Below are 23817 nucleotides of genomic sequence, written 5' to 3' on the forward strand. Positions count from 1 at the left end.
ACAAAGTGACCCCACTTACACTGGGGACTGGCGCACTTCGTTGTTGAAACCGCCAGCCAAATTGGCACTAAGCGTTAGTGCAATATGTCATCAATGCTATCAAAAAAGTAGCTGCTGTGCCTGCGCAGCACCGTGCCACGCATTTTTAGCAGGAGGGCGCAACAGCGCCCGCCAGCTGTTACACCTGCATGTTCATGATGTCGGTGTATGCCTGCACCATGCGGTTGCGCACGTGCAAGGTGGCTTGAAAACCGATTTGCGCCTTCTGGATGGCCACCATGGTTTCTTCCAGGCTCACGGAGGGGTTTTCCATTTGCACCTCCCTTTGCATCTCTGAAGACTTGTTCTGAGCGGCACTCACCGACTGCAACGCGCCCTTGAGCGCGCCAGAGAAGCCGACTTCATTGCCCGTGGTTTGCGGCGCTGCGGCACGGCGCGCGACGCCAGCGCCCGTCAGCGGGGCAGTTGAGCTGGAGATGCGAAGGTCCATGGCGGTATCCGTAGGGGAATGGCGGTATGCTGCGTATCCTAGCTACCGGCCCAGGATGCATCGCGCTGAATAGATGGCCAAACGGACGGCTTATCAAGCGAACATTGTGGGGGCGTGACCGAATAATCGACCCCACGCTAGGTCTGTTGCAGGGCCTGCTTTAATGGAAAGCAAGATGTCTGCTGTTGCTGAAGTCCCTCTCAATCCGCTCCCGACGCCGGCCAGCCCCAACTGGCTGCAGCGGCTGTCCGCCCTCGACCGGGCACAGCGCATGCGGCTGGGTGCGGGCGTGGCGCTGCTGGTGGCTGCTGCCGTTGCGGCCGTCGTGATGGGGCGCCAGCCCGACTACCGGGTGCTGTTTTCCAACCTGGGCGACAAGGATGGCGGGGCCGTGGTGGCCCAGTTGTCCCAGATGAACGTCCCCTACAAGTATTCCGAGGGTGGCGGCGCCATCCTGATTCCTGCAGAGCGCGTGCACGATGTACGTTTGCGGCTGGCCACGCAGGGTTTGCCCAAGGGCTCCGTCGCGGGTTTTGAACTGATGGAGTCCAACAAATTCGGGATGACGCAGTTTCAGGAGCGTCTGAACTTCCAGCGCGGGTTGGAAGGGGAACTCACCCGGTCCATCCAGGCACTGTCGTCGGTGCAAAGCGCTCGTGTGCACCTGGCCTTGCCCAACCAGAACGGCTTTTTCCGTGAGCAGCAAAAGCCTTCGGCCTCGGTGTTGGTGAGTCTGCATCCCGGGCGCATTCTGGATCGCGCGCAGCTCGCGGGCATCGTGCATCTGGTGGCCTCCAGCGTTCCTGAGCTGGCACCGTCCGCCGTGAGCGTGCTGGACGACACGGGCAAACTGCTCTCCCAGTCGCCCGACAGCACGGCCGGCGCTGAAATCAATGCCCAGCAGTTGCTGTACGTGCAGCAACTAGAGCAGCAGTATTCCCGCCGCATCATGGACATCCTGGAACCTGTGGTCGGCCGCGACAACGTCAAGGCGCAGGTCACAGCCGAGGTGGATTTCTCGCAGACCGAATCCACCTCCGAGCAGTTCCGCCCCAACCAGACGCCGGATTCGAGTGCTGTGCGCAGTCAGCAGGTGCTGGAGAGTCGCGGCAGCTCGACAAAGACAGCCACGGGCGTACCCGGCGCTGTCGCCAACCAGCCTCCCGCTCCCTCTGCCGCTCCCATCAACGGTGCCAACCCCGCGCCCAACGCAGGCGGTCAGCAGGGGACGGAGGAGCAGACCAACAAGCGCGAGTCCACCACTAACTACGAAGTGGACAAGACCGTCAAGGTGGTCCGTGGCAGCACCGGTGCCGTCAAGCGGCTGAGCGCTGCTGTGGTGGTCAATTACCAGTCGGCCGAGGACAAGGGCAAGACCGTGACCAAGGCGCTCACGCCCGAGCAGATCGAGCAGATGACCGCTCTGGTGCGTGAAACCATTGGCTTCAATCGGGAGCGTGGAGACTCGGTGAATCTGATGAATACACCGTTCCAGGTGACTGCGGTGCCAACGACGGACACCCCGCTGTGGAAGCAACCTGAGGTGGTGGACTTGGCCAAGACCTTTGCCTGGCCGGTGGGTGCAGTTCTGTTCGCTGCGCTGGTTCTGATGGGGCTGGTGCGTCCCGCGCTCAAGGGCTCCGCGCCTGCCAAGGCCACGGCCGCCAAGCCGGTGGCGGGTGGCCAGCTTGACGCCCTGGAGGCCGAGACGCCCGAGCGCCCAGCCTTGGCCGCGCCCAGCCGCAAAGACGAAGTGTTGCCTGCGACCCCGGAACAGCTGCGCCTGGAAGACGCCCGCGTGCTGGCCAAGGAGAACCCGGTCGCCGTGGCGAACATTCTCAAGACGTGGCTGAACGGCGATCCCGCCTGACCCCCATTCTGGACGACAACCATGGACGAGCAAGGACTCAACGACGCCGCCATCATGCTGATGTCACTTGGCGAGGAGGAGGCGGCAGAAGTCTTCAAGCACTTCTCGCCCAAGGAAGTGCAGAAACTCGGCGAGACCATCGCGCGCATGCGCACGGTGTCGCGCGAGAAGGTGGACGAGGTCATCAACAAGTTCTCCAACGCGGCGGCGGCACAGAGCCTGCTGGTGTCGGATACAGGCAATTATGTGCGCGCCGTGCTCAAGCGCGCGCTGGGCGAAGACAAGGCCGGATTGCTCATCGACCGCATCTTGCAGGGCGGCGATGTCTCCGGCATCGAGAGCCTCAAGTGGATGGACCCGCTGTCGGTGGCTGAGCTGTTGCGCAACGAGCATCCACAGATCGTTGCCGCCATCCTGGTCCATCTGGACAGCGACCAGGCCTCGGGCATCCTGATGCACCTCACAGATCGCCAGCGCAGCGAAATTTTGCTGCGCGTGGCCACGTTGGAGGGCATTCAGCCCACAGCTCTCAAGGACCTGAACGAGGTGTTGTTCAAGGTGCTGGCCGGTGGTGACAAGATCCGCAAGAGCTCGCTGGGCGGCGTCAAGGCGGCTGCCGAAATCATCAACCTGCTGGGCGGCAACATGGATGCTGTGGTGCTCGAGTCCATTCGAGGCTACGACCCCGACCTGGCCCAGAAGATCATGGACAAGATGTTCGTGTTCGAGGACGTTCTCAAGCTCGACGACAAGGCCATCCAGACGGTGCTCAAGGAAGTGGCGTCCGAAACCCTCATCGTGGCCCTCAAGGGGGCTGTGCCCGAACTGCGCGAGAAATTCCTGTCCAACATGTCTTCGCGTGCGGCAGACGCATTGCGCGAAGACCTCGAATCGCGGGGTCCCATGCGGCTGTCCGAGGTCGAAGCGCAGCAGAAGGAAATCCTCAAGACGGTGCGTCGCCTGTCCGATGAAGGTCAGATCGTGATTGGAGGCGGTGGTGATGATGCCTTCGTCTAACCAGCGGTCGTATTCGCGGTTCATTCCCAGCGAGGAGGTCGGCGACTTCAAGCAATGGAAGTTTTCTGCCGTCGATGGCTCCGACCTGGTGGAGCCTGAGCCCGAACCGGAGCCGGTTGCGGAGCTGCCCGCAGAACTGGATGAAGCGGCGCAGCAGGCCCTCGTTCAGCAAGCCTGTGACGATGCGTATGCAGAGGGCTTCGCCCAGGGACAAGCGCAGACGGCGCTCGAATGGCAGCGCCGCATGGATGAATACATTGCCCAGCAGGGGCAGGAGGCGGCGCAGCGTTTGCAGAGCGTGCTGCAAACGCTCGATGCGAGCCTGATCGACATGCAGCAACAGATGGCGCAGCAGGTGCTGGAGCTTGCGTGCGACATCGCGCGCCAGGTGGTACGCCAGGAACTGTCGGTTAACCCCAATGCCTTGTTGCCCGTGGTGCGAGAGGCTGTTGGCATGCTCGTGACCGAGGGGCGCCCTGCCACGGTGCGGCTCAATCCGGTAGACATGGAGGCCATGGCCGAACCCTTGCGCGAAGAGGTCAATGCACCGGGTGTGCAATGGATGGCGGATGCCGCCGTACCTCCAGGGGGCTGCCTGGTGGAGTCTGCGGGCACCGTCGTCGATGGCAGCATTGACAAGCGTTGGCAGCGTGCCATTGCATCCTTGGGGCTGCAGTTGCCTTGGGATGACGGAGCGGGTGGGGATGGTGATGACCATTGACACTCCTTCGGCCTGGACCCGGTTCATGGACGACGCGCGGGAGCGCGTGGCTGAAGGTGCGCCGCTGGAGACGCGCGGCACGCTCACTCGGTTGACGGGGCTGGTGCTGGAGGCCGTGGGCATCCGTGTGCCCGTGGGCTCGCAGTGCATGGTGCAAATGCCAGGGCATGCGCCGGTGTTGGCGGAAGTGGTCGGGTTTTCTGCCGACCGCGCATTTCTGATGCCTGCGGGCGACATCCATGGGCTGTCCAGTGGCGCCAGTGTGGTGCCGGCTGCACCGTACATCCCCATGCCCCGTTTGGGCGAGCCTCCCCGGCCTGTGCAGCGCGCCGGGGTGCTGCGTCTGCCCATGGGTGATGGATTGCTGGGGCGCGTGGTGGATGCCCAGGGCCTGCCTCTTGATCATGGCGGGCCGGTGCAGGATGTCGTGTCGGAGCCCATGGGGCGGCGGCAGATCAATGCCATGGACCGGGACCCGGTGCGTGAGCCTCTGGATACTGGTGTGCGCGCCATCAATGCCCTGCTGACCGTAGGGCGAGGTCAGCGCCTGGGGCTGTTTGCGGGCTCTGGGGTGGGCAAGAGTGTGTTGCTGGGCATGATGGCCCGCTACACCCGGGCCGATGTGATCGTGGTCGGACTCATCGGGGAGCGGGGCCGCGAGGTCAAGGAGTTCGTGGAAGATATTCTTGGTGAGGAAGGCCGCGCGCGATCGGTGGTGGTGGCGGCCCCCGCCGATGCGCCGCCTTTGTTGCGCATGCAGGGCGCCGCATACGCCACTGCCGTGGCCGAGCACTTCCGCGACAAAGGCCAGCACGTGCTGCTGCTCATGGATTCCCTCACCCGCTACGCGATGGCGCAACGAGAAATTGCACTGGCCATTGGCGAACCGCCTGCCACCAAGGGGTATCCGCCGTCCTGTTTTGCCAAGCTGCCCCAGCTAGTGGAGCGCAGCGGCAACGGCCTGCATGGCGTCGGCTCCATCACGGCGTTTTATACGGTGCTGTCGGAAGGCGATGACCAGCAGGACCCCATCGCGGATGCTGCCCGTGCCATTCTGGACGGGCACATTGTGCTGTCACGGGCTTTGGCAGAGACCGGGCATTTCCCGGCCATCGACATCGAGCAATCGGCGTCGCGGGTGATGCACAACGTGGTGTCTCGCGGGCATTTTGATCTGGCGCGGCGATTCCGTGCGGTGTATTCGCGCTACCAGAAGAGCAGGGACTTGGTGCAGGTAGGTGCTTACATGAGCGGCTCCGATCCGGCGTTAGACGAGGCCATTCGCCTGCAGCCGCAGATGGCGGGCTTTCTGCAGCAGGACATGTTTGAGGCAGCGTCGATGGACCAGAGCGTAGGCGCCATGGCCGCGGTGCTGGACCATTGACGGCCGGCAAGGTAAGCAGCCATGTCCAGTCTCAACGCCCTCTCCGTCGCGGTCGAAGTGGCTTCCCGCAAGCGGGACGATGCCCGCAAAGTTTTGCAGGACACGCTGGCTGCCGAGCAGGCGGCGCGTGCCCAGCTCTATCAGCTGGAAGACTACGCGCGCGAGACAGAGTCACGCTGGGGCATGAAAGCTGATACGGCCATGCAGCCCGAAGTGATGTACCACCACTACCAGTTCATGGACAGACTGGGCCATGCAGCCAGCATTCAGAACGGTGTGGTGGGTGATCAATCCACTCGGGTGCAAGCCGCGCAGCGCGCGCTGCTGGATGCCGAGCTTCGCTTAGCCAGCCTGCGCAAGGTGGTGGAGAAGAGGCGCAACGACTTTGCTCTGCAGCAGCAGCGCAGGGATCAAAAACAAACCGACGAGCGTGCCGCGTTGCAGTATCGCAATGCGGGCCAGGAGAATTGAACATGGAACCGACCAAAGTAGCTTCCGCGCAGGGCACCCAGCCCGCCCACGCCACCCGCGCGAAATCGTCGTCTCATCCGGCGACCGCGGAGGCTGGCGATCCCGCAGCGGGCGGTGGCTTTTTGGCTCTGCTGGCGGCGTTGGGGGGCGCGGTCGACGGTAATACGCTTGGTGAGAGTTCGGGTGACGCCCCCTTGTCTTCTACGGAAAATGACGTGGATGCATCCTCATCGTCGGCTGCGGGCGCAGCTGCCTGGGCAGCATGGCAAGGCCTGCTTGATCCCACGCAAAACCAGAACCAACCTAGTGCGGTCTATGGACAGTCTGCGTTGGTGGCGCCTCAATCTGCTAACTCGTTCCCGGGGAGCATCGCTGCGGTATTGGAGTCAGTCACTCAAGGACTGGTGGTTTCCCCGGGCAATGCGCTCAACGGCACTCAAGGACTTATAGTTTCTCCAGGCAATCCGCTCAATGATCTGTTGCTGGGCGAGATTCCCCAAGGTCTAGTTGCAGAGACAGCGAAATTGGACACGTCTGCAGACCTGAAGGAGCAACCTTCCCAAGGCACGTTGGGCGGGTTCGGACGTGCTTTCTCGCGCATGCAGGCTGCTAACGCTCAACGAGTCAGTGGTATTGGGGGAGCGGAGGTCTCCTTAGGTGCAGTCGCCTCGAGGGATGCGACTGGGCCGGCTAATAAGTTGCATGGATCGTCTTCTGCACTGTTGGCCTCCACGGGAGAACGGGCTTTGATGGGTGTACCTGCTGGAACCACGATAGAACGTTCGGGTATTGCTCAGTCAAGTTCCGTCGTCGGCATGGAGGTGGCAGCACCGCTCGCCGACAGCGTGGTTGCGATGGTCGGATCTGCTCAGGCAGCTGAGTCGCCAGCCGGCGGGCGTTCTCATGGAAACGGAGAGGGCGCAGGGACTGCCGGCGCCTGGTCTGAATGCGTGTCAGGGCCATCACCTTCGGACGCCGGTAGCTTCACCGATGCCACAGCGTTGGCTGACCCTAATGCTTTGGGGACGGAGGAGCAGGTGGCCGAGCAGGTGGCCTATTGGGTGAACCAGAAGACGCAGAACGCCGAGTTGACGCTGCAGCGCGACGGCCATCCCGTGGAGGTGTCGGTCTCTTTGTCGGGCAATGAGGCGCATGTGTCGTTCCGCAGCGACCAGCAGCAGACGCGGGAACTGCTGGACCAAAGCATGGCGCAGCTGAGTGATTTGTTGCGCAGCGAGGGTTTGGTACTGTCTGGCATGTCGGTAGGCACTTCGGCACATGGCAGTGAAGGTGGTAGCGAGACGGGGCAGCAGCGTCCCCGCGAAGGAGTGCGTCAGGCGCAGGTGGTGTCTGCTGTTCCAGCAGGTACCACCTCTCTGGCACGTGGTGGTGGGGCTTTGGACCGCGCGGTGGACATCTTCGTTTGATTTGCGGGGGCAGTCCCCTTCGCCATTCGCACGGGCGGCGAGCGCGGTGAATGCCATGGTTTTGGGCTTTTATTCTGGCTATTATTGGTTACACCCCCGACCAATAATGGGCTATCCGGTGGTACTCGCACTTTGACAGTGCCTGTTTCACCTGCTCCATACCGTAAGGAATTCCATCGTGTCAGCCAATACTCCCGCAGCAGCACCCGCCAAGAGCAAGAAGATGCTGTTGATCATCATCGGTGTGGTGGTGGCTGTGCTGGTGATTGGAGGGGGGGCGGCCGCATGGTTCATCTCCAGCCGGTCCCACGCCGCTGAAGACGAAGAGGGCGGTGGAGCACCTGCAGCGCACAAGGAGTCGCCCAAAGTCGCACCCACCTTCCTGCCCATGGAAAACATGGTGGTCAATCTGGCGGACCCAGGGGGGGATCGTTTTGCACAGATTGGCATCACCTTGGAGGTGGATGACGCCAAAACTGCAGAGCAGGTCAAGCAGTACCTGCCTTCGATTCGCAGCGGCATTTTGATGCTGGTGTCCCAGCGCTCTTCCTCGGAGCTGCTACAGCGCGAGGGCAAAGAGAAGCTGGCAAACGACATATTGCGTGAGGTCTCGCGACCCTTGGGCTACTCCGTGCCGTCGGAGCGCGAGCGTGCCAAGGCTGCAGCGGCTGCTGAACAGGACGGAGACGCGGAGGAGCGCCCCGCAGCGCGCAAGCGTGCCGAGCGCAATCCTGTGCGCAGGGTGCTCTTTTCGAGTTTCATCATCCAATGAGCCCACGGGTTAAGGACCAGCCATGAGTGATTCATTTCTTTCGCAGGAAGAGGTCGATGCCCTTCTGGAAGGGGTCACGGGGGAGAGCCAGAAGTCCGTCGAGGAAGTGGCGGAGGCGGGGGCCGTCCGCAATTATGACATTTCCAGCCAGGAGCGCATCGTCCGTGGCCGCATGCCGACGATGGAAATCGTCAACGAGCGGTTTGCGCGCAACTTCCGCATCGGCCTGTTCAACTTCATCCGACGCAGCCCGGAAATATCGGTGGGCACCGTGTCCGTTCAGCGCTACAGCGCGTTTTTGCGCGAGCTGGCGGTCCCTACCAATTTCAACATTGTCGCCATCCGGCCCTTGCGTGGCAGTGGGCTCATCGTGTGTGAACCCTCGCTGGTGTTCGGCATCATCGACACGCTGTATGGGGGTGTCGGCAAGTTCCAGACCCGGATCGAGGGGCGTGACTTTTCGCCCACGGAACAACGGGTCATCAACCGGCTGGTTGATGTGATCTGCGCTGAGTACAAGAAGGCATGGCAGGGCATCTACCCGCTGGAGCTGGAGTACCAGCGCTCGGAGATGCAGCCCCAGTTTGCCAACATCGCTACACCCAGCGAAATTGTGGTGTCCACGGCGTTCCAGCTGGAAATCGGAGACCTCTCCGGTGCGATCCATGTCTGCATGCCGTATGCCACGCTGGAGCCGATCCGCGATGTGCTGTATTCGTCCACACAGGGCGATTCCATCGAGGTCGATCGCCGCTGGGTGAACGTGCTCAAGCGCGAAATTCAGTCCGCAGAGGTCACGCTGGTGGCGGAGCTGGCCAAGGCCGATGCCACCGTGGAGCAATTGCTTGCGATGAAGCCTGGTGACTTCATCGAGCTGGATCGTGAGCCCCGCATCCGTGCGTCCATCGGAGGGGTTCCAATTTTTGAATGCCAGTATGGAACCCACAATTCCAAGTACGCCATCCGCATTGAAGAGTGCCTGCGTACGTCGGACATGAGCTGGCTGGGAGAGAAAAATGGCAACTGAAGAAGACAACAAGGATGCTGGTGCGGACGACCCGTTTGCGGGTTGGGCCGAGGCGCTGGAAGAGCAGAAGCGCACGGACGAAAAGCCTGCCGATGCAGAGCAAGGTGGACCGCTGTCTGGTGAGCCCGTGCGGCCGTTTTCCGGCGCCGCGGGTGGCGATACGGTCAACGACATCAACATGGTGCTGGACATCCCGGTCCAGCTGTCCGTGGAACTGGGGCGCACCAAGGTGCCTATCAAGTACATCCTCCAGTTGGCGCAAGGCTCTGTGGTGGAGCTGGATGCGTTGGCGGGGGAGCCCATGGACGTGCTTGTGAATGGCTACCTCATCGCCCAAGGCGAAGTGGTGGTGGTCAACGACAAGTTCGGTATTCGCCTGACTGACGTGGTCACCCCCTCGGAACGTTTGCGTCGGGTGAGCCGTGGATAGTGGGAGCATGACCCAGACGCTGCTGGTCGTGGTGCTGTTTGTGGGCGCCATGGCGTTGCTCCCTTGGGCAGTGCGTCGGCTGCAGCAGCGCCAGTCTTCGGGGGCGCTGGCCGCCGGAGGGGCATCACGTGTGGTGTCTGCGGTGGCCGTCGGACCCCAGCAGCGGGTCGTGACGGTGGAGGTGGGCCCTGAAAACGCGCGAACCTGGTTGGTGCTGGGCGTGACTGCACAACAGGTCAGCTGCCTTCACGTGTTACCCGTGGTCGGCAAGCTGTCTGAGGAAGCGAGGGGGGCGTCACTGTCGGCGGGCCCCTCGTTTGACCAGGAGATGCAAGTTGCGTCGACTGACCCCGGAAAGTCCGCCCATGTGTGAGCAGGTCTCCTTGCAAGCGAAGCGTGGAGTGCGGGCGCTGAGTCGTGCTTGGCCATGGGCAGTCGCAGTGATGGGCTTGTTGGCGCAAGGCTCTGTCTGGGCCCAAAACGCGGGCGCGTTGCCGCTGGTGGTCGGCAGTGGGCCCTCTGGAACCAGCTACTCGGTGCCCATTCAGACCCTGCTGTTTTTTACGGCACTGTCTTTTCTGCCAGCCATCTTGCTGATGATGACGGGTTTTACCCGGATCGTGATTGTGTTGTCCCTGCTGCGCCAGGCCTTGGGAACACAGTCGGCGCCGCCCAATCAGGTCATCATTGGCCTGTCGTTGTTCCTCACTTTTTTTGTGATGGGGCCGACGCTTGATCGTGTGTACCAAGACGCCTATGTTCCCTACACCAACAACACCATCAGCTTTGAGCAGGCACTGGAGAGGGCGGAGGCGCCCATGCGCAGCTTTATGCTTAAGCAGACGCGGCAATCGGACTTTGCGCTGTTCTCCCGGCTCGCGCGCCTGGACCCAAAGGTGACGGCCGAGACTGCGCCTATTCGTGTGTTGGTGCCGGCCTTTGTGACCAGTGAGCTCAAGTCGGCATTTCAGATCGGTTTCATGATCTTCATCCCGTTTCTCGTCATCGACATGGTGGTGTCCAGCATCCTCATGTCACTGGGCATGATGATGTTGTCGCCGGTGCTGGTGGCATTGCCGTTCAAGCTCATGCTGTTTGTTCTGGCAGATGGCTGGAACCTGCTGATCGGCTCTTTGGCCGCCAGCTTCGTCACCTGAGGGATTCCGCCATGACTTCACAAATGGTGCTGACGATTGGGCGTGATGCCCTCACCTTGCTGCTGATGATTTCCATGCCTGTGCTGGGGGTGGTCATGGCGGTGGGCTTGTTGGTCAGTATCTTTCAGGCGGTCACGCAGATTCATGAAGCAACGCTGGCCTTTGTGCCCAAGCTGATTGCGGCCATGGTGGTATTTGCGATTGCGGGGCCCTGGATGCTCAGTACCCTGGTGGACTTCATCCGCAGGACGATCGAATCGATACCGTCCATGATCGGATAGCGTCATGCCAATGGAGGCACCGGGTTGCCTATGGATTACAGTGGGCTCTTTGTGTCGGAGTCCGGCGCGGGGGACTGTGGCAACTGGGCCTGTCATGCGCCGTAGCCCGATCTTGGGAGGATGGGCGTGATTACCTTCTCCGAGGCGCAGATCATGGCGTGGCTGTCCCCCGTTTTATGGCCCTTTTTGCGCGTGCTCGCTTTGTTCGCCGTGGCTCCGGTTTTCTCCATGCGCGTCGTCCCCATGCGGGTGAAGATTGGCTTGGCGTTCTTGGTGGCGCTCTGCGCGCAAGGTGTTCTGGGTGAGCAGCCCGTCATCAGCGTGAACGGTCGTGAGGCGCTAGGCACGGTGGCGCAGCAGGTGGCCGTGGGGCTGGCGATTGGCTTTTCGGTCCGCCTCGTGTTCACGGCGGTCGAGCTGGCTGGGGAAATCATTGGGCTGCAGATGGGGCTCAACTTCGCTTCGTTCTTTGACCCTACCTCCAACGGACAGATCAGTGCCGTGGCTCGTTTTTTTGGTCATATGTCCATGCTGCTGTTCATTGTCATCAATGGCCACTTGTTGATCTTGATGGCTGTGGTCAAGAGTTTTGACCGCTTTCCTGTGGATGGCAATTTTTTGCAGGCGCTCGGGCAGATGCGCTTGCATGAACTGGGGGCTTCTCTGTTTTCCAGTGCTCTCTGGATTGCCATGCCCATGATCGCGCTGCTGCTGTTCGTCAACCTGACCATGGGCATCATTTCGCGCGTGGCGCCGCAAATGAATATCTACGCAGTGGGCTTCCCCGTCACGCTCACGGTGGGGATGCTGGGGATTGCAGCAACACTGCCGATGCTCGAGCAACCGGTGTTGGCGTTGATGCAGCAGGCTGTGGATCTGTTCTCTGCCGGCAGGTAGTCAATCCAGCTACACCAGCTGGTTGCGGATCGCGTAGACCGTCAGTTCCGCGTTGTTTGAGAGCTTCAATTTTTCGAGAACCCGTGAACGGTACACGCTCACCGTTTTGGGGCTCAGCATCAATTCTTCGGCAATGTCGGACAAGCGCCGGCCGGAGGCGATCTTGACCAAGGTCTGCAATTCGCGTTCTGACAGTGCCGCGTGGGGGGCCTCGGGCGTGGGCTGGGCCAGGCTGTCGGCCAGCATCTGGGCCACTTCGGCGGTGAGGTACTTGCGCCCTTGCATCACCGTGCGTACAGCCGCAATCAGCTCCACCGGGTCGCCAGCCTTGTTGGCGTAGCCTTGGGCGCCTGCCTTGAGGCAGCGCAATGCGTATTGGTCCTCGGGGTACATCGACACCACCAGCACTTTGATGGTGGAATGGGTTTCGCGCAGGCTGGCCAATACTTCCAGCCCGCTGCGGCCAGGCATGTTCAGGTCGAGCAGCAAAACATCGCAGGCGGCTGTGCGCAGAACTTCCCGCAGCTCGGAGTACCCGCCTGCTTCGCCAGTCACCTGAATGTCCGGTGCTTCGGCAAGCGTGTCGCGAATGCCACGCCGCAAAACGGCATGGTCGTCGCACAAGACGACATGAATCACTGAGCGTCCCCTGATGCGGATGTGTCTGGAGATGGTAGCGGTACCGAGAGGATGACCGATGTGCCCTGACCCGGACGACTGCTGATATCCAGCCAACCCCCTACGGTACGTGCGCGCTCCTGGAGGCCCTTGAGACCGAAGGCCTTGGGTTTGTCGCGAACTGTGGCATCCATGCCACGGCCGTTATCCGCGACTTCCAGGGTCAGAACGCCTTCCTTATCAGACAGCTCAATGTCCACTTTTCCAGGCTGTGCGTGCTTGGAGATATTGGTCAGTGCCTCCTGGGCCGTGCGATAGGCCACCAGCTGAATCTCGGGAGGGCTGTCGATGGTGTCGCTGCTGCTCTGCAGTTTCGTGGGAATGCCGGTCCTGCGCTCAAAGCTGGAAGCCAGCCACTGGACAGCCGCTACCAGCCCTTGTTCCAGGATGGGCGGGCGCAGGTTCATCATGATCCGCTGGCTGGCACCAATCGCGTGTTGCAGCATGTCTGCCGCCGATATGGCATGTTCTTGCATGACCGGGTCGGTGCTGTGACGCCCGATCCATGCCACGTCAAAACGCACTGCGGTGAGTGCACCGCCAATGTCGTCGTGGATCTCGCGGGCAATGGCGGCGCGCTCTTGTTCGATGGATGTTTGTAGATGCTCGGCCAGTTGGGCTAGGTGACGCTGTGATATCGCCAGCTCGGCAATGGCCTGTTCGCGTGCATTGCGTGCCTCGTGCACTTCCAAAGTCCGGGCAATGACGTGGGGTAGTCGCTGGATATCGTCTTTGAGCAGGTAGTCCGCCACCCCCAACCGCATCGCATCCACCGCTGCAGCTTCGCCGATGGCGCCCGACAGCAGCACAAACGGTGGGTGATGCGGCTTTTGTGCCACATGGGCCCATGCATCCAATGCAGTGAAGCCGGGCAGGCGGTAATCTGCCAGGATGATGTCAAAGTGGCCGCCATCTATCAGTCTTTGGAATTCTGCAAGAGTGTCCACCCGCTGGAGGCGGCATTGAAGACCGGATCGACGCAAAGCACGCGCCGCCAATTCGTGATCGGCCGGTGAATCTTCAAGATGCAGGATTTCAAGGGTCTGGTCTGATGCTGCAAGGCCCATAGGAGCGCTATCATAGGATACAAATTGGAACAAACAAGGGTGTTTGTCCGGTTGGGAGGGTTGGGGCGTCAGCGTCCAATGGTCGCGGATGCTCCGGTTTGCACGGAGGCCTTGGCAGGTTACTGATGCATTTATCGTAGTCCTGTGTATTTGCGTGTTTTGCTGCTACGTGCTGCGATGGAGAAACGATGCAATCTACGCTAACAACGCCTGGAGGACCTGCTGTCCAGGTTCCCGTCATGGTGGCGGCAGAGCTGCAGGACTCCTTGCTGGTCGTGATGCATGACTTGCACCGCCTGGAAGGCTTGCTGAACCATGCCACCGACAATCTGCTGGAGCGGTTTGGTGAGGCAAACGCCATGTTGACAGACGCCGTGGTGGCCGATTCACCAGAGCTGGTGGCCGCACGGACAGCGCTGCGCAGCGCGGTGACCGAGCTGCAGTTCCAGGACATGGCCTCCCAGCTGATATGGCACACCACCAAGGTATTACAAGGCTGTGCCTTCCGCCTGGCCTCGGAAGCCATGGGGCACGAAGAAGGTGAAGATGCCGCGCCCTTTGCAGAGATGGCGCCCGACAGGCCGAACCCTGTCACCCAAAGCGAGATGGATGCAGGTTCGGTGGACCTGTTCTGACGTTCACATCACTGGTTACCTTATATATTCAAGTCAGTTGGAGCCATACATGCAATCGATCCTTGCCGTTGATGATTCACCTTCCATGCGCAAAATGGTGTCGTTCACCCTGACTGGTGCCGGCTATCACGTCGTGGAGGCAGTGGATGGGCAAGATGCCCTCGAAAAGGCTGAGACGCACAACATCGACTTGGTGCTGGCTGACCAGAACATGCCGCGCCTGGATGGCATCGGGTTGACCCGCAAATTGCGCGAGCACCCTAAATTCAAGACCATTCCTATCCTGATCCTGACGACAGAGTCGAGCGATCAGATGAAGCAGGCGGGCCGCACGGCGGGCGCCACAGGATGGCTGGTGAAACCTTTTGATCCGAATCGCCTGATCGAAGTCATCCAGAAAGTGATCCGCTGAGCCGGGTTGACTGAGATCATTTAGTACACAGGAGCCCACCATGGCGGAAACCTACCAAGAAGGATCAGGTGGAGGCGCTGACTTCGACCTCAGCCAGTTTTATCAGATCTTTTTCGAGGAAGCGGGTGAGAACCTCGACCAGATGGAGCAGATGCTCTTGAATCTGGACCTGAGCAGTGCCAACGACGAAGAGCTCAACGGCATCTTCCGCTGCGCTCACTCGATCAAAGGCGGCTCCGCCACTTTCGGGTTTTCGGATGTGGCCGAACTGACCCATCAGATGGAGTCTCTGCTCGATCGCCTGCGCCGTCATGAATTGCAACCCATCCCTCAGATGGTGGATGTTTTGCTGGAATCTGCGGATGCTTCGCGCAGCCTGCTGGCACGGCATCAGGCGGGTGGGCAGGGTGAGGCGGTTTCCACCACCTCCTTGGTGCGTCGCATCAGTGATCTGGCTGCGGGTTTGGTCCCCGACGACGCCGCGCCTGTGGCTGCTCCTCCGCCTCCTACTGCGCCCGCGCCTGTCGCGGTCGCCCCGGCTCCCGCACCCAAGGCTTCTGCGCCTGCTTTGCCAGGGCAGGCGCGGCAGCTGGAAATCCAGATCGGCCCCCTGGACCGTCCTGAGCAGGCCGATGCGATCAAAGAGTTGTTCAGAGATATCCCCGGTCTGGGGGCGATCCGCGATGTTCCGGGCAGCCAAGCCAATACGCGGGTCTTTGCGGTGGAAACGACATCCACCAACGACGATTTACTGGACCTGTTTGCGTTCCATGTTGCCAAAGAGCAGGTGCTGATTCGTGACGCAGCCGCCTCTGGCGAGGCTGCCGCTGCAGAGGCAGACGACGAGCCGGTGGTTGCCGTAGATACCTCCGGGGGCGAGGCGCCTTACGGATTCTTCAATGGCGCTCCCGGCGCGCCCCATGGTGAGGCTGCAGCGGCCGCTCACGCGCCTGTCGCACAGGCTCCCAAAGCTGCCCCCAAGGCGAGCGCCGAGCCCAAGGTGGCGATGCAGGCGCAGATGGAGTCCACCACCATCCGCGTGGATGTGAAGAAGGTCGATCAACTGATCAACCTGGTGGGTGAACTGGTGATCACGCAGGCCATGCTGGCGCAGAACAGTCGGGGCCTCGATGCTGGGGCCTATCAGCAATTGCTGGCCGGGCTGGCCGATCTGGATCGCAACACACGCGACTTGCAAGAGTCGGTGATGTCGATCCGCATGATTCCAATGTCCATCGTTTTCAGCCGCTTCCCACGCATGCTGCGCGATCTGGCGAACAAGCTGGGCAAGAAGGTGGAACTGGTGACCCTGGGTGAAGCCACCGAATTGGACAAGGGCCTGGTCGAAAAGATCACCGACCCGCTGACCCACCTGGTGCGCAACAGCTGTGATCACGGTATCGAAATGCCGGCCGATCGTCTGGCCAAGGGCAAGTCTGAGCACGGCACCATCACCTTGTCGGCGTCGCATCAAGGGGGGTCGATCGTGATCGAGGTGCGTGACGATGGCCGTGGCCTGTCGCGCGAGAAGATTCTCAGCAAGGCCCAAGAGCGCGGCATTGAGGTGTCCGATCAGATGAGCGATGCCGACGTCTGGCAGCTGATTTTTGCTCCAGGCTTCTCCACCGCCGATGAGGTGACGGATGTGTCCGGTCGTGGTGTCGGCATGGACGTGGTCAAACGCAATATTGCAGCGCTCAATGGCTCGGTGGAGATCGATTCGGCAGAGGGCTACGGCATGAAGGTGTCCGTGCGCCTTCCGCTGACGCTCGCCATCATGGATGGCATGTCGGTGGGCGTGGGCGAAGAGGTGTACATCCTTCCCCTGTCGTCGGTGGTGGAATCGTTCCAGGTCAATGCGGACGATGTCAGCACCGTGGCGCAAGGCTCGCAGCTGGTCAAGGTGCGCGACGAATACATGCCTGTCATCGCGCTGGAGAAGATTTTCCAGGTTCCGCGCTTTGACCTCAACAAATCCAGCAACATCATGGTGGTGGTTGAGGCGGACGGAAGCCGTGTGGCCTTGCTGGTGGATGAGTTGCTGGGCCAGCACCAGGTGGTCGTCAAGAACCTGGAGTCGAACTATCGCAAGGTGCCCAATGTGTCGGGCGCCACCATTTTGGGTGACGGCACCGTGGCCTTGATTTTGGACACGGGTGGTTTGGTGCGCCGGGCGCGCCACTAGATACAGGTGTGAGCGCCTCAAAGGCGCTGCGCCGCCATGAAAGGAGAATGCACCATGAGTGTGATCGGTAAAACTGCAGACGCGGCACCCACGGGGGCGCGTGAATATCTGACGTTCCGCCTCGACCAGGAAGAGTACGGCATCGACATCCTGAAGGTGCAGGAAATCCGCGGCTACGAACCTCCGACCCGCATTGCGAACGCTCCGGACTTCATCAAGGGCGTGGTCAATTTGCGCGGCACGATTGTTCCTATCGTGGACATGCGCATCAAGTTCAACTGTGCGCAGGCGGACTACAACAGTTTCACGGTGGTCATCATCCTCAACCTGCGCAACCGGGTGGTAGGCATCGTGGTGGACTCGGTGAGCGATGTGATGGAGTTGACGCCAGAGAGCATCCGGTCGGCCCCCGATATCGAGAGCGCGATCGACAACAGCTGCATCCTGGGCCTGGGGTCCGTGGGCGAGCGCATGCTGATCTTGCTGGATATTGAAAAGCTCATGTCCAGCGTGGACATGGGTCTGGTCACCGCCAACGAGTAAGGCGCCGCAGTCAGCAGCCCGTGGTGGCGCAGGCGCACCTCAGGCTGTGAGCAAGGCTTGCAGACCTTTTGGAGCGAACAGGACTTCCCCTCGGACGATCAATATGGCCCAAACCACCAGTGCTTCGGCGTCAGTCCGGTCAGGCCCAGCCAGGGTAGATCCTGCACATGCCGCAGCGGCGGCGCCCTCTGGCCCTTTGGCCCAGGGGCGTGAATTTGTCTGGACCAATGCAGACTTTGCCCGTGTGCAGGCGCTGATCTATCAGCGCGCTGGCATCAGCTTGCACGATGGCAAGCACGCCATGGTCTACAGCCGCCTGTCGCGGCGGCTGCGCGATACGGGGCACACCAGCTTTCATGACTACCTGAGCTGGCTGGAGACCCACGACGGGCCAGAGTGGCAGGAGTTCGTGAATGCGCTGACCACCAACCTCACGGCATTCTTTCGCGAGCAGCATCATTTCGAGATTTTTGCGTCGCATCTGCGCTCCAAGCCATCCGCCAACTGGCGGGTCTGGTGCAACGCGGCCTCCACGGGCGAAGAGCCGTATTCCATCGTGATCACCGCTTTGGAGGCGCTGGGCGCCAACGCCTCTTTCAAGTTGACAGCCAGTGATATTGATTCGCGTGTGCTGGCCACTGCGGCGCAGGGCGTGTACCGGCTCGACAGCGTCAAGGGTTTGAGTCCGGAGCGTCTGCAGAAATTCTTTCTCAAAGGCAAAGGCGGGAACGCGGGCATGGTCCGCGCCAAGCCGGAGTTGCGGCGCGCCATCGACTTCATGAGCGTGAACCTCATCCGCGACGATTGGCCGTTCAAGGAGCCTTTTGACGTGGTGTTCTGCCGCAACGTGATGATTTACTTTGATGCCCCCACACAGCGGCGCGTGCTCGAAAGGATCCACCGCGTGCTCAAGCCGGGTGGCATGCTGTTTGTGGGGCACGCGGAGAACTTCAGCGAGTCCAAAGATCTGTTCACCCTGCGTGGCAAGACGGTGTACGAGCGCCGCTGACCTGTCCATGTTGTCCTGCACATTGCACCCATGACCAACATTCCCACAGGTTCATCCCTTTCCAGTGCTCCAGCGGTGCCCGGCACGGCCGAAAGACGCCGTGCTCCGCGCATCGCACCGTTGAGCGCGGACATCTACGCATCAGGCAATGGGCCCGCAAGGGAGTCGTCGCTACAGGAACTCAAGGCCCGCAGCCGCAAGCCGGGGGAGGCCTCGTTTTTCTATCTCGATCACCACTTCCAGCACAACGCTGTGAAAGTGCTTCCGGGCGAGTACTTCGTGTCGGATGAGAACATGGTCATCATGACCGTGCTCGGTTCCTGCATCGCCGCCTGTCTCTGGGACAGTCGCGCGCGCGTGGGAGGGATGAACCATTTCATGCTGCCTGACGGCGACCTGGCGGATGCATCGGGGCGTTATGGCTCCTATGCGATGGAGTTGTTGATCAACGAAATGCTCAAGCTGGGGGCCCGCCGCGAAACCATGCAGGCCAAGATCTTTGGCGGTGCCCAGGTGATGCACAACTTCACCACCATGAACGTGGGTGAGCGCAATACGAATTTTGTGTTGAACTATCTGCACACCGAGCGCATTCCCATCGTCTCCGAGGACGTGCTGGACATCTACCCGCGCAAGGTGGTTTTCTTTCCGGTGACCGGCAAGGCGATGGTGAAGCGGCTGGCACATGCCCATCCCGAAGCACTCGTGGCCCAGGAGGTCCGGGGCAACGCGGCCACCGTGGCCAAGACCACATCGGGTGGTTCTGTGGATCTGTTTTGATAAAGGTTGGAGTGAATGAGCAGGAAAATCCGGGTGATCGTGGTGGACGATTCGGCGTTGGTCCGCAGTCTGCTGTCAGAGATCATCAATCGCCAGCGGGACATGGAGTGCATTGGGACGGCCAATGACCCCCTGGTGGCGCGCGAGATGATTCGCGAACTGGATCCGGATGTCATCACCCTGGATGTCGAGATGCCGCGCATGGATGGCATCGATTTTCTGGGGCGACTCATGCGCCTGCGGCCCACGCCGGTGGTGATGATCTCCACACTCACCGAGCGTGGCGCGGAGGTCACCATGAAGGCGTTGGAGTTGGGCGCTGTGGACTTTGTGGCCAAGCCGCGCGTGGGGCTCGCCAGCGGGCTCAATGATTTGGCGGCGCAGATTGTGGACAAGATCCGCGTTGCTGCTGTGGCGCAGGTGCGCCGCGCCCCGGCGCGTGATGCAGCCCCAGCAGCAGGTTCGGCGGGAGGCGCAGCAGTCGCTCATGCCGCACCGGCTGCGGGTCTGCTGGGGCGTCTTTCCACCGAAAAGCTCATCTGCATCGGCGCATCCACCGGGGGCACAGAGGCCATCAAGGAGGTGCTGGTCCAGATGCCTGCGGATTCACCCGCGATTGTCATCACGCAGCACATGCCACCCGGGTTCACCACCAGTTTTGCGGCCCGTTTGAACGGGTTGTGCCAGATCACCGTCAAGGAGGCGGTGAATGGCGAGCGCATTCTGCCGGGCCACGCCTACATCGCGCCGGGCGGAACCCAGTTCCATGTGGCCCGCAGTGGCGCCAACTATGTGGCGGTGGTGGACGATGGCCCACCGGTCAATCGCCACAAGCCCTCGGTCGAGGTGCTCTTCAAGTCCGCTGCGGCGGTGGTGGGGCGCAACGCGTTTGGCATCATGCTCACGGGCATGGGCAATGACGGCGCGGTGGCCATGCGGGAGATGAAAGACGCGGGCAGCTACAACTACGTGCAAGACGAAGCAACCTGCATCGTGTTTGGCATGCCGCGCGAGGCCATTGCACATGGCGCGGCCGATGAGGTGTTGCCGTTGGGGCAGATCGCCCCAGCGTTGATCGCCCGGTTGCGCGGAACCACGGACCGTTTGCACCATCGCATCTGAGGACCGTCGCCCGCTCTTGACGGGGCTTGGCAATCCCCGCCCCCTTTACTTGACGTTGGGGGGCAGAGGCTCACTATTCAGAGAGTGCCGTCCAGCGCTCCAACGCCGTCATCAGCTCTTCGTCGATGGCGGCAGCGCGGCTGGTCATGGCGGCTGCGCGCGCCGGATCCGTGCCAAAGAGTGACCCGTCGGCCAGCGCGTCCTGGAGGGTCTTCTGCTCAGCCTCCAGCGCACTGATCAAGTCGGGCAGTTGCTCCAGTTCGCGCTGCTCCTTGTAGCTAAGCTTCTTTTTTGATAGCTGCACAGGCTTATTCGATGTGCGCTCCAGTGGGTTTTTGTCTGAAATTTCCGGGGTGGACGGTTTGGCAGGCGCCGCGGCACCGGTTTGAAGTGTCCGGCTGCGCTTGGATTGCAGCAGCCAGTCTTGCACGCCGCCTTCGTACTCGCGCCACAGGCCGTTGCCTTCAAAGGCGAGGGTGCTGGTCACCACGTTGTCCAGGAAGGTGCGGTCATGGCTGACCAAGAACACCGTGCCTTCGTAGTTGGCGAGCAGTTCTTCCAGCAGGTCCAGGGTGTCGATGTCCAGATCGTTCGTGGGTTCATCCAGCACCAGCACATTGGCAGGCCGGGCGAACAGCCGGGCGAGCAGCAGACGGTTGCGTTCCCCGCCGGACAGTGATCGCACCGGCGAGTGGGCGCGCGCGGGGGAGAACAGAAAGTCGCTCAGATAGCTCTTGACGTGCTTGCGCTGGTTGCCGATCTCGATCCATTCGCTGCCTGGGCTGATGAAGTCTTCCAGCGTGGCGTCGAGGTTCACGGCATGGCGCATCTGGTCAAAGTAGGCGACCTGCAGGTTGGCTCCCTGCCGGATAGTGCCTTTGTCGGCCTGCAGCTCGCCCAGGATCATTTTGAGCAGCGTGGTTTTGCCTGCGCCGTTCGGGCCGATCAGGCCTACCTTGTCCCCGCGCAGGATCGTCCCGGAAAAGTTGTGGACGATGGTTTTGTCCCCAAAGGCTTTGCTCACCCCTTGCAGTTCAGCCACGATCTTGCCCTGGTACCCGTTGGAACTACCGGTCGCGACATCCATGCGGACACTGCCCACGACTTCGCGGCGGGCCTCCCGTCGGGCGCGCAACTGCTCCAGGCGGCTGACGCGGCTCTGGCTGCGGGTACGGCGCGCTTCCACACCGCGCCGAATCCACACTTCTTCTTGTGCCAGCAGCTTGTCGGCCTTGGCGGCGATCACCGCCTCCTGTGCCAGTTGCTCCTCTTTCTGGATCTGGTACTGGGCAAAGTTACCTGGGTAGGAGCGCAGCTGACCGCGGTCCAGCTCCACGATGCGGGTGGCTACACGGTCAAGGAACGACCGGTCGTGGGTGATGGTCACGACGCTGCCCGGGAAGTCCAGCAACAGGTCTTCCAGCCACTCGATGGAATCCAGATCCAGGTGGTTGGTGGGCTCGTCCAGCAGCAACACGTCAGGGCGTGCCACCAACGCCTGTGCCAGCGCCACGCGTTTTTTGGTACCACCCGAGAGTGTGCCCACTACGGCTTCAGGGTCCAGGTGCAGTCTCTGCAGGGTCTCTTCTACGCGCTGCTCCCAGTTCCAGGCATCGTAGGCCTCGATCTCTGATTGCAAAGCGTCCAGATCCAGGCCATCCGCTCCAGATAGATATTGATCGCGTATGGCAATCACGCGCTGCAGCCCTTCAGAGGCTGCTTTGAAAATGGTGGCACTTGGGTCCAGCGTTGGCTCTTGTGCGACGAAGGCAATGCGTACCCCCTGTTGAACTTGCAGCGAGCCATCGTCCGGTTTGGCAAGCCCTCCCAGTATTTTGAGAAGGGAAGACTTCCCTGCGCCATTGCGGCCAATCAGGCCTACCCGCTCAGCGGTCTCCAGGGAAAAGCCGGCGTGATCCAGCAGTGCAACATGCCCAAATGCGAGTTGGGCGTCCAGTAAGGTGATAAGTGCCATAGGGCCGGATTATCCGTGCCGCGCCTCAGCGGGGAGGCACACCAGCCTGTGACGGCTTAATCACTGGACGGTTTGGACTGCAATACCAGGCCAGTTCTGAAATCAAAAACTGGGTGGAGCTTTCGTCAGAAGCGGTCGCGCCCCTGCAGGCGAGCAAGGATGCGCAAGTCGTCCCCGATCCGGTCCACCGAATGGAAGCTGAGGGCATGTGCCTCCGCCAGCGACGTCAGGGGAGTCATTTGTGCCAATCCCATACCTTCACCCATCAGCTTGGGTGCCAGATAGACCAGCAGCTCATCGATCAACCCTTCGCGTAGCAATGAGCCATTGAGCTTGTATCCCGCTTCTACATGCAGTTCATTGATCTCCCGGCGACCCAGGTCTTGCAGCATCGCGGGCAAATCCACCTTGCCGGCCTTGTTCGGCATGGTGATCACTGTTGCGCCCAAGGCTTCTAGCGCGCTGCGCCTCTCTTCGTTGGCAACTGCTGTATAGATATAGGTCCGCCGGCTTGCCCCAAAAAGCAAGGCGTCCAGGGGGACCGCCAATGCGCTGTCGACCAGCACAAGGGCAGGTTGTCGCTCGGTAGGAACATCCCGAACATCCAGTCGCGGGTTGTCGGCGAGTACGGTGCCGATACCCGTCAGTACCGCGCAGGCCCTTGCGCGCCAGGCATGTCCATCGGCTCGGGCAGCGGGGCCGGTGATCCATTGGCTCGCTCCATTGTGCAAGGCGGTCACACCGTCGAGCGAGGCGGCCGCCTTCATGCGTACCCAAGGCGTCTTTCGAATCATCCGGCTGAAAAAACCCAGGTTCAGCTCTCGGGATGCTTCCGCTCCTGGACCCACCTCTACAGCTACCCCCGCAGCACGCAGGCGGGCGAACCCGTTGCCTGCCACTGCGGGGTTAGGGTCGGCAATCGATGCGACGACCTTGGCGACATCCGCCTGAATGAGAGCATCGCAGCAAGGACCTGTGCGCCCGTGGTGTGAGCAAGGTTCTAGCGTGACGTAAGCTGTGGCGCCCTGAGGAGAGTGGCCTCGTTGCTCAGCGTCCCGCAGCGCCATTACCTCAGCATGGGGCCCCCCGGCGCGTTGGGTGGACCCTTGGCCAAGGATAGTGCCGTCCTCGGCGACGAGTACGCAACCCACGCGCGGGTTGGGGGATGTCCTGTAGAGAGCTTCATGGGCGAGCTCTAGTGCCGCCTTTGTGTAATCCGTCATGTTGGGTGTCTATGAAATAGCGACTTGCATGGGTTGTCGCCACTGCAGCTTACGCGACGTCCGGTAGGCGGCGACTGATGCAACGCCTGGGATCGCCTTCCGAAAGAACGCCGCCTTGGTAAACAGGCGCTGTGGAGTCTGTTGCTGGTTGCTGAGTTTGTGGTTTGCGCTGATTTTTGGTTCGATCCACGGGTTTTCCCTGCTCTGTGGTGTGAGGCGTGCTATAGTCGAGGGCTTCGCTACT

26 protein-coding genes are annotated in these 23817 nt (G+C 61.3%); 20 read left to right on the plus strand and 6 right to left on the minus strand.

What is annotated here, in order from left to right; genetic code table 11:
* Nucleotides 1–178: 178 nt before the first annotated feature.
* Nucleotides 179–490 carry a flagellar hook-basal body complex protein FliE gene (gene fliE / locus ACODSU_RS24485; protein ID WP_015015813.1) on the minus strand — a complete coding sequence of 104 codons (312 nt, stop codon included), beginning with the start codon at nt 488–490 and terminating at the stop codon, nt 179–181.
* 175 nt (nt 491–665) lie between these two features.
* On the opposite strand from fliE, the gene fliF reads away from it, so the two are divergent.
* The 13 genes from fliF to fliR all read left to right on the plus strand — a co-directional run bounded on the left by fliF (nt 666) and on the right by fliR (nt 11944).
* The gene (gene fliF, locus ACODSU_RS24490) at nt 666–2360 is read left to right on the plus strand and encodes a flagellar basal-body MS-ring/collar protein FliF (protein WP_110961910.1); all 1695 of its coding nucleotides are present in this window, start codon (nt 666–668) and stop codon (nt 2358–2360) included.
* A 21-nt stretch (nt 2361–2381) separates the two neighbouring features.
* Nucleotides 2382–3377 (plus strand): flagellar motor switch protein FliG, encoded by a 996-nt coding sequence (fliG, locus tag ACODSU_RS24495; RefSeq protein ID WP_060984674.1) that lies wholly within the window; start codon nt 2382–2384, stop codon nt 3375–3377.
* Nucleotides 3364–4098, plus strand: coding sequence for a FliH/SctL family protein (locus ACODSU_RS24500; protein WP_488845514.1), 735 nt, complete (start codon nt 3364–3366; stop codon nt 4096–4098). The genes fliG and ACODSU_RS24500 overlap by 14 nt, the downstream gene beginning before the upstream one ends.
* Nucleotides 4088–5482 carry a flagellar protein export ATPase FliI gene (fliI, locus tag ACODSU_RS24505; RefSeq protein ID WP_209820634.1) on the plus strand — a complete coding sequence of 465 codons (1395 nt, stop codon included), beginning with the start codon at nt 4088–4090 and terminating at the stop codon, nt 5480–5482. The genes ACODSU_RS24500 and fliI overlap by 11 nt, the downstream gene beginning before the upstream one ends.
* 21 nt (nt 5483–5503) lie before the next feature.
* Entirely contained in the window at nt 5504–5953 is a 450-nt protein-coding gene (locus tag ACODSU_RS24510) for a flagellar export protein FliJ (RefSeq protein ID WP_488845493.1), read from the plus strand.
* Nucleotides 5954–5955: 2 nt separating this feature from the next.
* Complete coding sequence (locus ACODSU_RS24515; protein ID WP_488845516.1) at nt 5956–7380, plus strand: flagellar hook-length control protein FliK; 1425 nt, start codon at nt 5956–5958, stop codon at nt 7378–7380.
* Between the two features lie 178 nt (nt 7381–7558).
* Nucleotides 7559–8152 carry a flagellar basal body-associated FliL family protein gene (locus ACODSU_RS24520; protein WP_488845495.1) on the plus strand — a complete coding sequence of 198 codons (594 nt, stop codon included), beginning with the start codon at nt 7559–7561 and terminating at the stop codon, nt 8150–8152.
* 22 nt (nt 8153–8174) lie between these two features.
* Nucleotides 8175–9179, plus strand: a complete 1005-nt coding sequence (gene fliM / locus ACODSU_RS24525) for a flagellar motor switch protein FliM (RefSeq protein ID WP_015015805.1) — start codon at nt 8175–8177, stop codon at nt 9177–9179.
* Nucleotides 9169–9609 carry a flagellar motor switch protein FliN gene (gene fliN, locus ACODSU_RS24530; protein WP_015015804.1) on the plus strand — a complete coding sequence of 147 codons (441 nt, stop codon included), beginning with the start codon at nt 9169–9171 and terminating at the stop codon, nt 9607–9609. Before fliM ends, fliN begins: the two co-directional genes overlap by 11 nt.
* A gap of 7 nt (nt 9610–9616) precedes the next feature.
* Nucleotides 9617–9982: a FliO/MopB family protein gene (locus tag ACODSU_RS24535; RefSeq protein WP_488845498.1), complete on the plus strand. Its 366-nt coding sequence runs from the start codon at nt 9617–9619 to the stop codon at nt 9980–9982.
* A gap of 70 nt (nt 9983–10052) precedes the next feature.
* The gene (gene fliP, locus ACODSU_RS24540; protein WP_488845518.1) at nt 10053–10766 is read left to right on the plus strand and encodes a flagellar type III secretion system pore protein FliP; all 714 of its coding nucleotides are present in this window, start codon (nt 10053–10055) and stop codon (nt 10764–10766) included.
* Nucleotides 10767–10777: 11 nt separating this feature from the next.
* Nucleotides 10778–11047, plus strand: a complete 270-nt coding sequence (gene fliQ, locus ACODSU_RS24545; protein ID WP_015015801.1) for a flagellar biosynthesis protein FliQ — start codon at nt 10778–10780, stop codon at nt 11045–11047.
* Between the two features lie 126 nt (nt 11048–11173).
* On the plus strand, nt 11174–11944 hold the full coding sequence (gene fliR / locus ACODSU_RS24550; protein ID WP_488845500.1) for a flagellar biosynthetic protein FliR: 771 nt from the start codon (nt 11174–11176) through the stop codon (nt 11942–11944).
* A 9-nt stretch (nt 11945–11953) separates the two neighbouring features.
* Here the strand turns inward: fliR and ACODSU_RS24555 are convergent, their stop codons facing one another.
* Entirely contained in the window at nt 11954–12583 is a 630-nt protein-coding gene (locus ACODSU_RS24555; RefSeq protein ID WP_015015799.1) for a response regulator, read from the minus strand.
* Nucleotides 12580–13689, minus strand: a complete 1110-nt coding sequence (locus ACODSU_RS24560; RefSeq protein ID WP_488845502.1) for a hybrid sensor histidine kinase/response regulator — start codon at nt 13687–13689, stop codon at nt 12580–12582. Before ACODSU_RS24560 ends, ACODSU_RS24555 begins: the two co-directional genes overlap by 4 nt.
* A gap of 188 nt (nt 13690–13877) precedes the next feature.
* Here ACODSU_RS24560 and ACODSU_RS24565 point away from each other — a divergent pair, with 188 nt between their 5' ends.
* The 7 genes from ACODSU_RS24565 (at nt 13878) to ACODSU_RS24595 (ending at nt 20375) form a co-directional block, all read left to right on the plus strand.
* Nucleotides 13878–14324, plus strand: a complete 447-nt coding sequence (locus ACODSU_RS24565) for a hypothetical protein (protein WP_056065760.1) — start codon at nt 13878–13880, stop codon at nt 14322–14324.
* Nucleotides 14325–14373: 49 nt separating this feature from the next.
* On the plus strand, nt 14374–14736 hold the full coding sequence (locus tag ACODSU_RS24570) for a response regulator (protein ID WP_015015796.1): 363 nt from the start codon (nt 14374–14376) through the stop codon (nt 14734–14736).
* 40 nt (nt 14737–14776) lie between these two features.
* Entirely contained in the window at nt 14777–16921 is a 2145-nt protein-coding gene (locus ACODSU_RS24575; protein ID WP_488845504.1) for a chemotaxis protein CheA, read from the plus strand.
* Nucleotides 16922–16975: 54 nt separating this feature from the next.
* Nucleotides 16976–17464: a chemotaxis protein CheW gene (locus ACODSU_RS24580; RefSeq protein WP_015015794.1), complete on the plus strand. Its 489-nt coding sequence runs from the start codon at nt 16976–16978 to the stop codon at nt 17462–17464.
* A gap of 103 nt (nt 17465–17567) precedes the next feature.
* Complete coding sequence (locus ACODSU_RS24585) at nt 17568–18473, plus strand: CheR family methyltransferase (RefSeq protein WP_476018246.1); 906 nt, start codon at nt 17568–17570, stop codon at nt 18471–18473.
* A 30-nt stretch (nt 18474–18503) separates the two neighbouring features.
* Nucleotides 18504–19253, plus strand: coding sequence for a chemoreceptor glutamine deamidase CheD (cheD, locus tag ACODSU_RS24590; RefSeq protein ID WP_015015792.1), 750 nt, complete (start codon nt 18504–18506; stop codon nt 19251–19253).
* A 15-nt stretch (nt 19254–19268) separates the two neighbouring features.
* Nucleotides 19269–20375, plus strand: a complete 1107-nt coding sequence (locus ACODSU_RS24595; protein ID WP_488845507.1) for a protein-glutamate methylesterase/protein-glutamine glutaminase — start codon at nt 19269–19271, stop codon at nt 20373–20375.
* 73 nt (nt 20376–20448) lie between these two features.
* Here ACODSU_RS24595 and ACODSU_RS24600 read toward each other — a convergent pair whose 3' ends face one another.
* The 3 genes from ACODSU_RS24600 to ACODSU_RS24610 all read right to left on the minus strand — a co-directional run.
* Nucleotides 20449–22350 (minus strand): ATP-binding cassette domain-containing protein, encoded by a 1902-nt coding sequence (locus ACODSU_RS24600; RefSeq protein WP_488845508.1) that lies wholly within the window; start codon nt 22348–22350, stop codon nt 20449–20451.
* A gap of 125 nt (nt 22351–22475) precedes the next feature.
* A complete protein-coding gene (gene ribD, locus ACODSU_RS24605; RefSeq protein ID WP_488845510.1) occupies nt 22476–23573 on the minus strand; it encodes a bifunctional diaminohydroxyphosphoribosylaminopyrimidine deaminase/5-amino-6-(5-phosphoribosylamino)uracil reductase RibD in 1098 nt (365 codons plus the stop codon).
* A 9-nt stretch (nt 23574–23582) separates the two neighbouring features.
* On the minus strand, nt 23583–23817 hold a 235-nt coding region (locus tag ACODSU_RS24610; protein WP_488845512.1), incomplete at its 5' end, for a hypothetical protein.

The sequence above is a fragment of the Acidovorax sp. FG48 genome, from assembly GCF_057809085.1.

What these genes read in the sequence shown, in the direction of transcription:
- fliE (WP_015015813.1), bottom strand. Translation starts at nt 490, where the DNA reads ATGGACCTTCGCATCTCCAGCTCAACTGCCCCGCTGACGGGCGCTGGC.
- fliF (WP_110961910.1), top strand. Translation starts at nt 666, where the DNA reads ATGTCTGCTGTTGCTGAAGTCCCTCTCAATCCGCTCCCGACGCCGGCC.
- fliG (WP_060984674.1), top strand. Translation starts at nt 2,382, where the DNA reads ATGGACGAGCAAGGACTCAACGACGCCGCCATCATGCTGATGTCACTT.
- ACODSU_RS24500 (WP_488845514.1), top strand. Translation starts at nt 3,364, where the DNA reads ATGCCTTCGTCTAACCAGCGGTCGTATTCGCGGTTCATTCCCAGCGAG.
- fliI (WP_209820634.1), top strand. Translation starts at nt 4,088, where the DNA reads ATGACCATTGACACTCCTTCGGCCTGGACCCGGTTCATGGACGACGCG.
- ACODSU_RS24510 (WP_488845493.1), top strand. Translation starts at nt 5,504, where the DNA reads ATGTCCAGTCTCAACGCCCTCTCCGTCGCGGTCGAAGTGGCTTCCCGC.
- ACODSU_RS24515 (WP_488845516.1), top strand. Translation starts at nt 5,956, where the DNA reads ATGGAACCGACCAAAGTAGCTTCCGCGCAGGGCACCCAGCCCGCCCAC.
- fliM (WP_015015805.1), top strand. Translation starts at nt 8,175, where the DNA reads ATGAGTGATTCATTTCTTTCGCAGGAAGAGGTCGATGCCCTTCTGGAA.
- fliN (WP_015015804.1), top strand. Translation starts at nt 9,169, where the DNA reads ATGGCAACTGAAGAAGACAACAAGGATGCTGGTGCGGACGACCCGTTT.
- ACODSU_RS24535 (WP_488845498.1), top strand. Translation starts at nt 9,617, where the DNA reads ATGACCCAGACGCTGCTGGTCGTGGTGCTGTTTGTGGGCGCCATGGCG.
- fliP (WP_488845518.1), top strand. Translation starts at nt 10,053, where the DNA reads ATGGGCTTGTTGGCGCAAGGCTCTGTCTGGGCCCAAAACGCGGGCGCG.
- fliQ (WP_015015801.1), top strand. Translation starts at nt 10,778, where the DNA reads ATGACTTCACAAATGGTGCTGACGATTGGGCGTGATGCCCTCACCTTG.
- ACODSU_RS24560 (WP_488845502.1), bottom strand. Translation starts at nt 13,689, where the DNA reads ATGGGCCTTGCAGCATCAGACCAGACCCTTGAAATCCTGCATCTTGAA.
- ACODSU_RS24565 (WP_056065760.1), top strand. Translation starts at nt 13,878, where the DNA reads ATGCAATCTACGCTAACAACGCCTGGAGGACCTGCTGTCCAGGTTCCC.
- ACODSU_RS24570 (WP_015015796.1), top strand. Translation starts at nt 14,374, where the DNA reads ATGCAATCGATCCTTGCCGTTGATGATTCACCTTCCATGCGCAAAATG.
- ACODSU_RS24575 (WP_488845504.1), top strand. Translation starts at nt 14,777, where the DNA reads ATGGCGGAAACCTACCAAGAAGGATCAGGTGGAGGCGCTGACTTCGAC.
- ACODSU_RS24580 (WP_015015794.1), top strand. Translation starts at nt 16,976, where the DNA reads ATGAGTGTGATCGGTAAAACTGCAGACGCGGCACCCACGGGGGCGCGT.
- ACODSU_RS24585 (WP_476018246.1), top strand. Translation starts at nt 17,568, where the DNA reads ATGGCCCAAACCACCAGTGCTTCGGCGTCAGTCCGGTCAGGCCCAGCC.
- cheD (WP_015015792.1), top strand. Translation starts at nt 18,504, where the DNA reads ATGACCAACATTCCCACAGGTTCATCCCTTTCCAGTGCTCCAGCGGTG.
- ACODSU_RS24595 (WP_488845507.1), top strand. Translation starts at nt 19,269, where the DNA reads ATGAGCAGGAAAATCCGGGTGATCGTGGTGGACGATTCGGCGTTGGTC.
- ACODSU_RS24600 (WP_488845508.1), bottom strand. Translation starts at nt 22,350, where the DNA reads ATGGCACTTATCACCTTACTGGACGCCCAACTCGCATTTGGGCATGTT.
- ribD (WP_488845510.1), bottom strand. Translation starts at nt 23,573, where the DNA reads ATGACGGATTACACAAAGGCGGCACTAGAGCTCGCCCATGAAGCTCTC.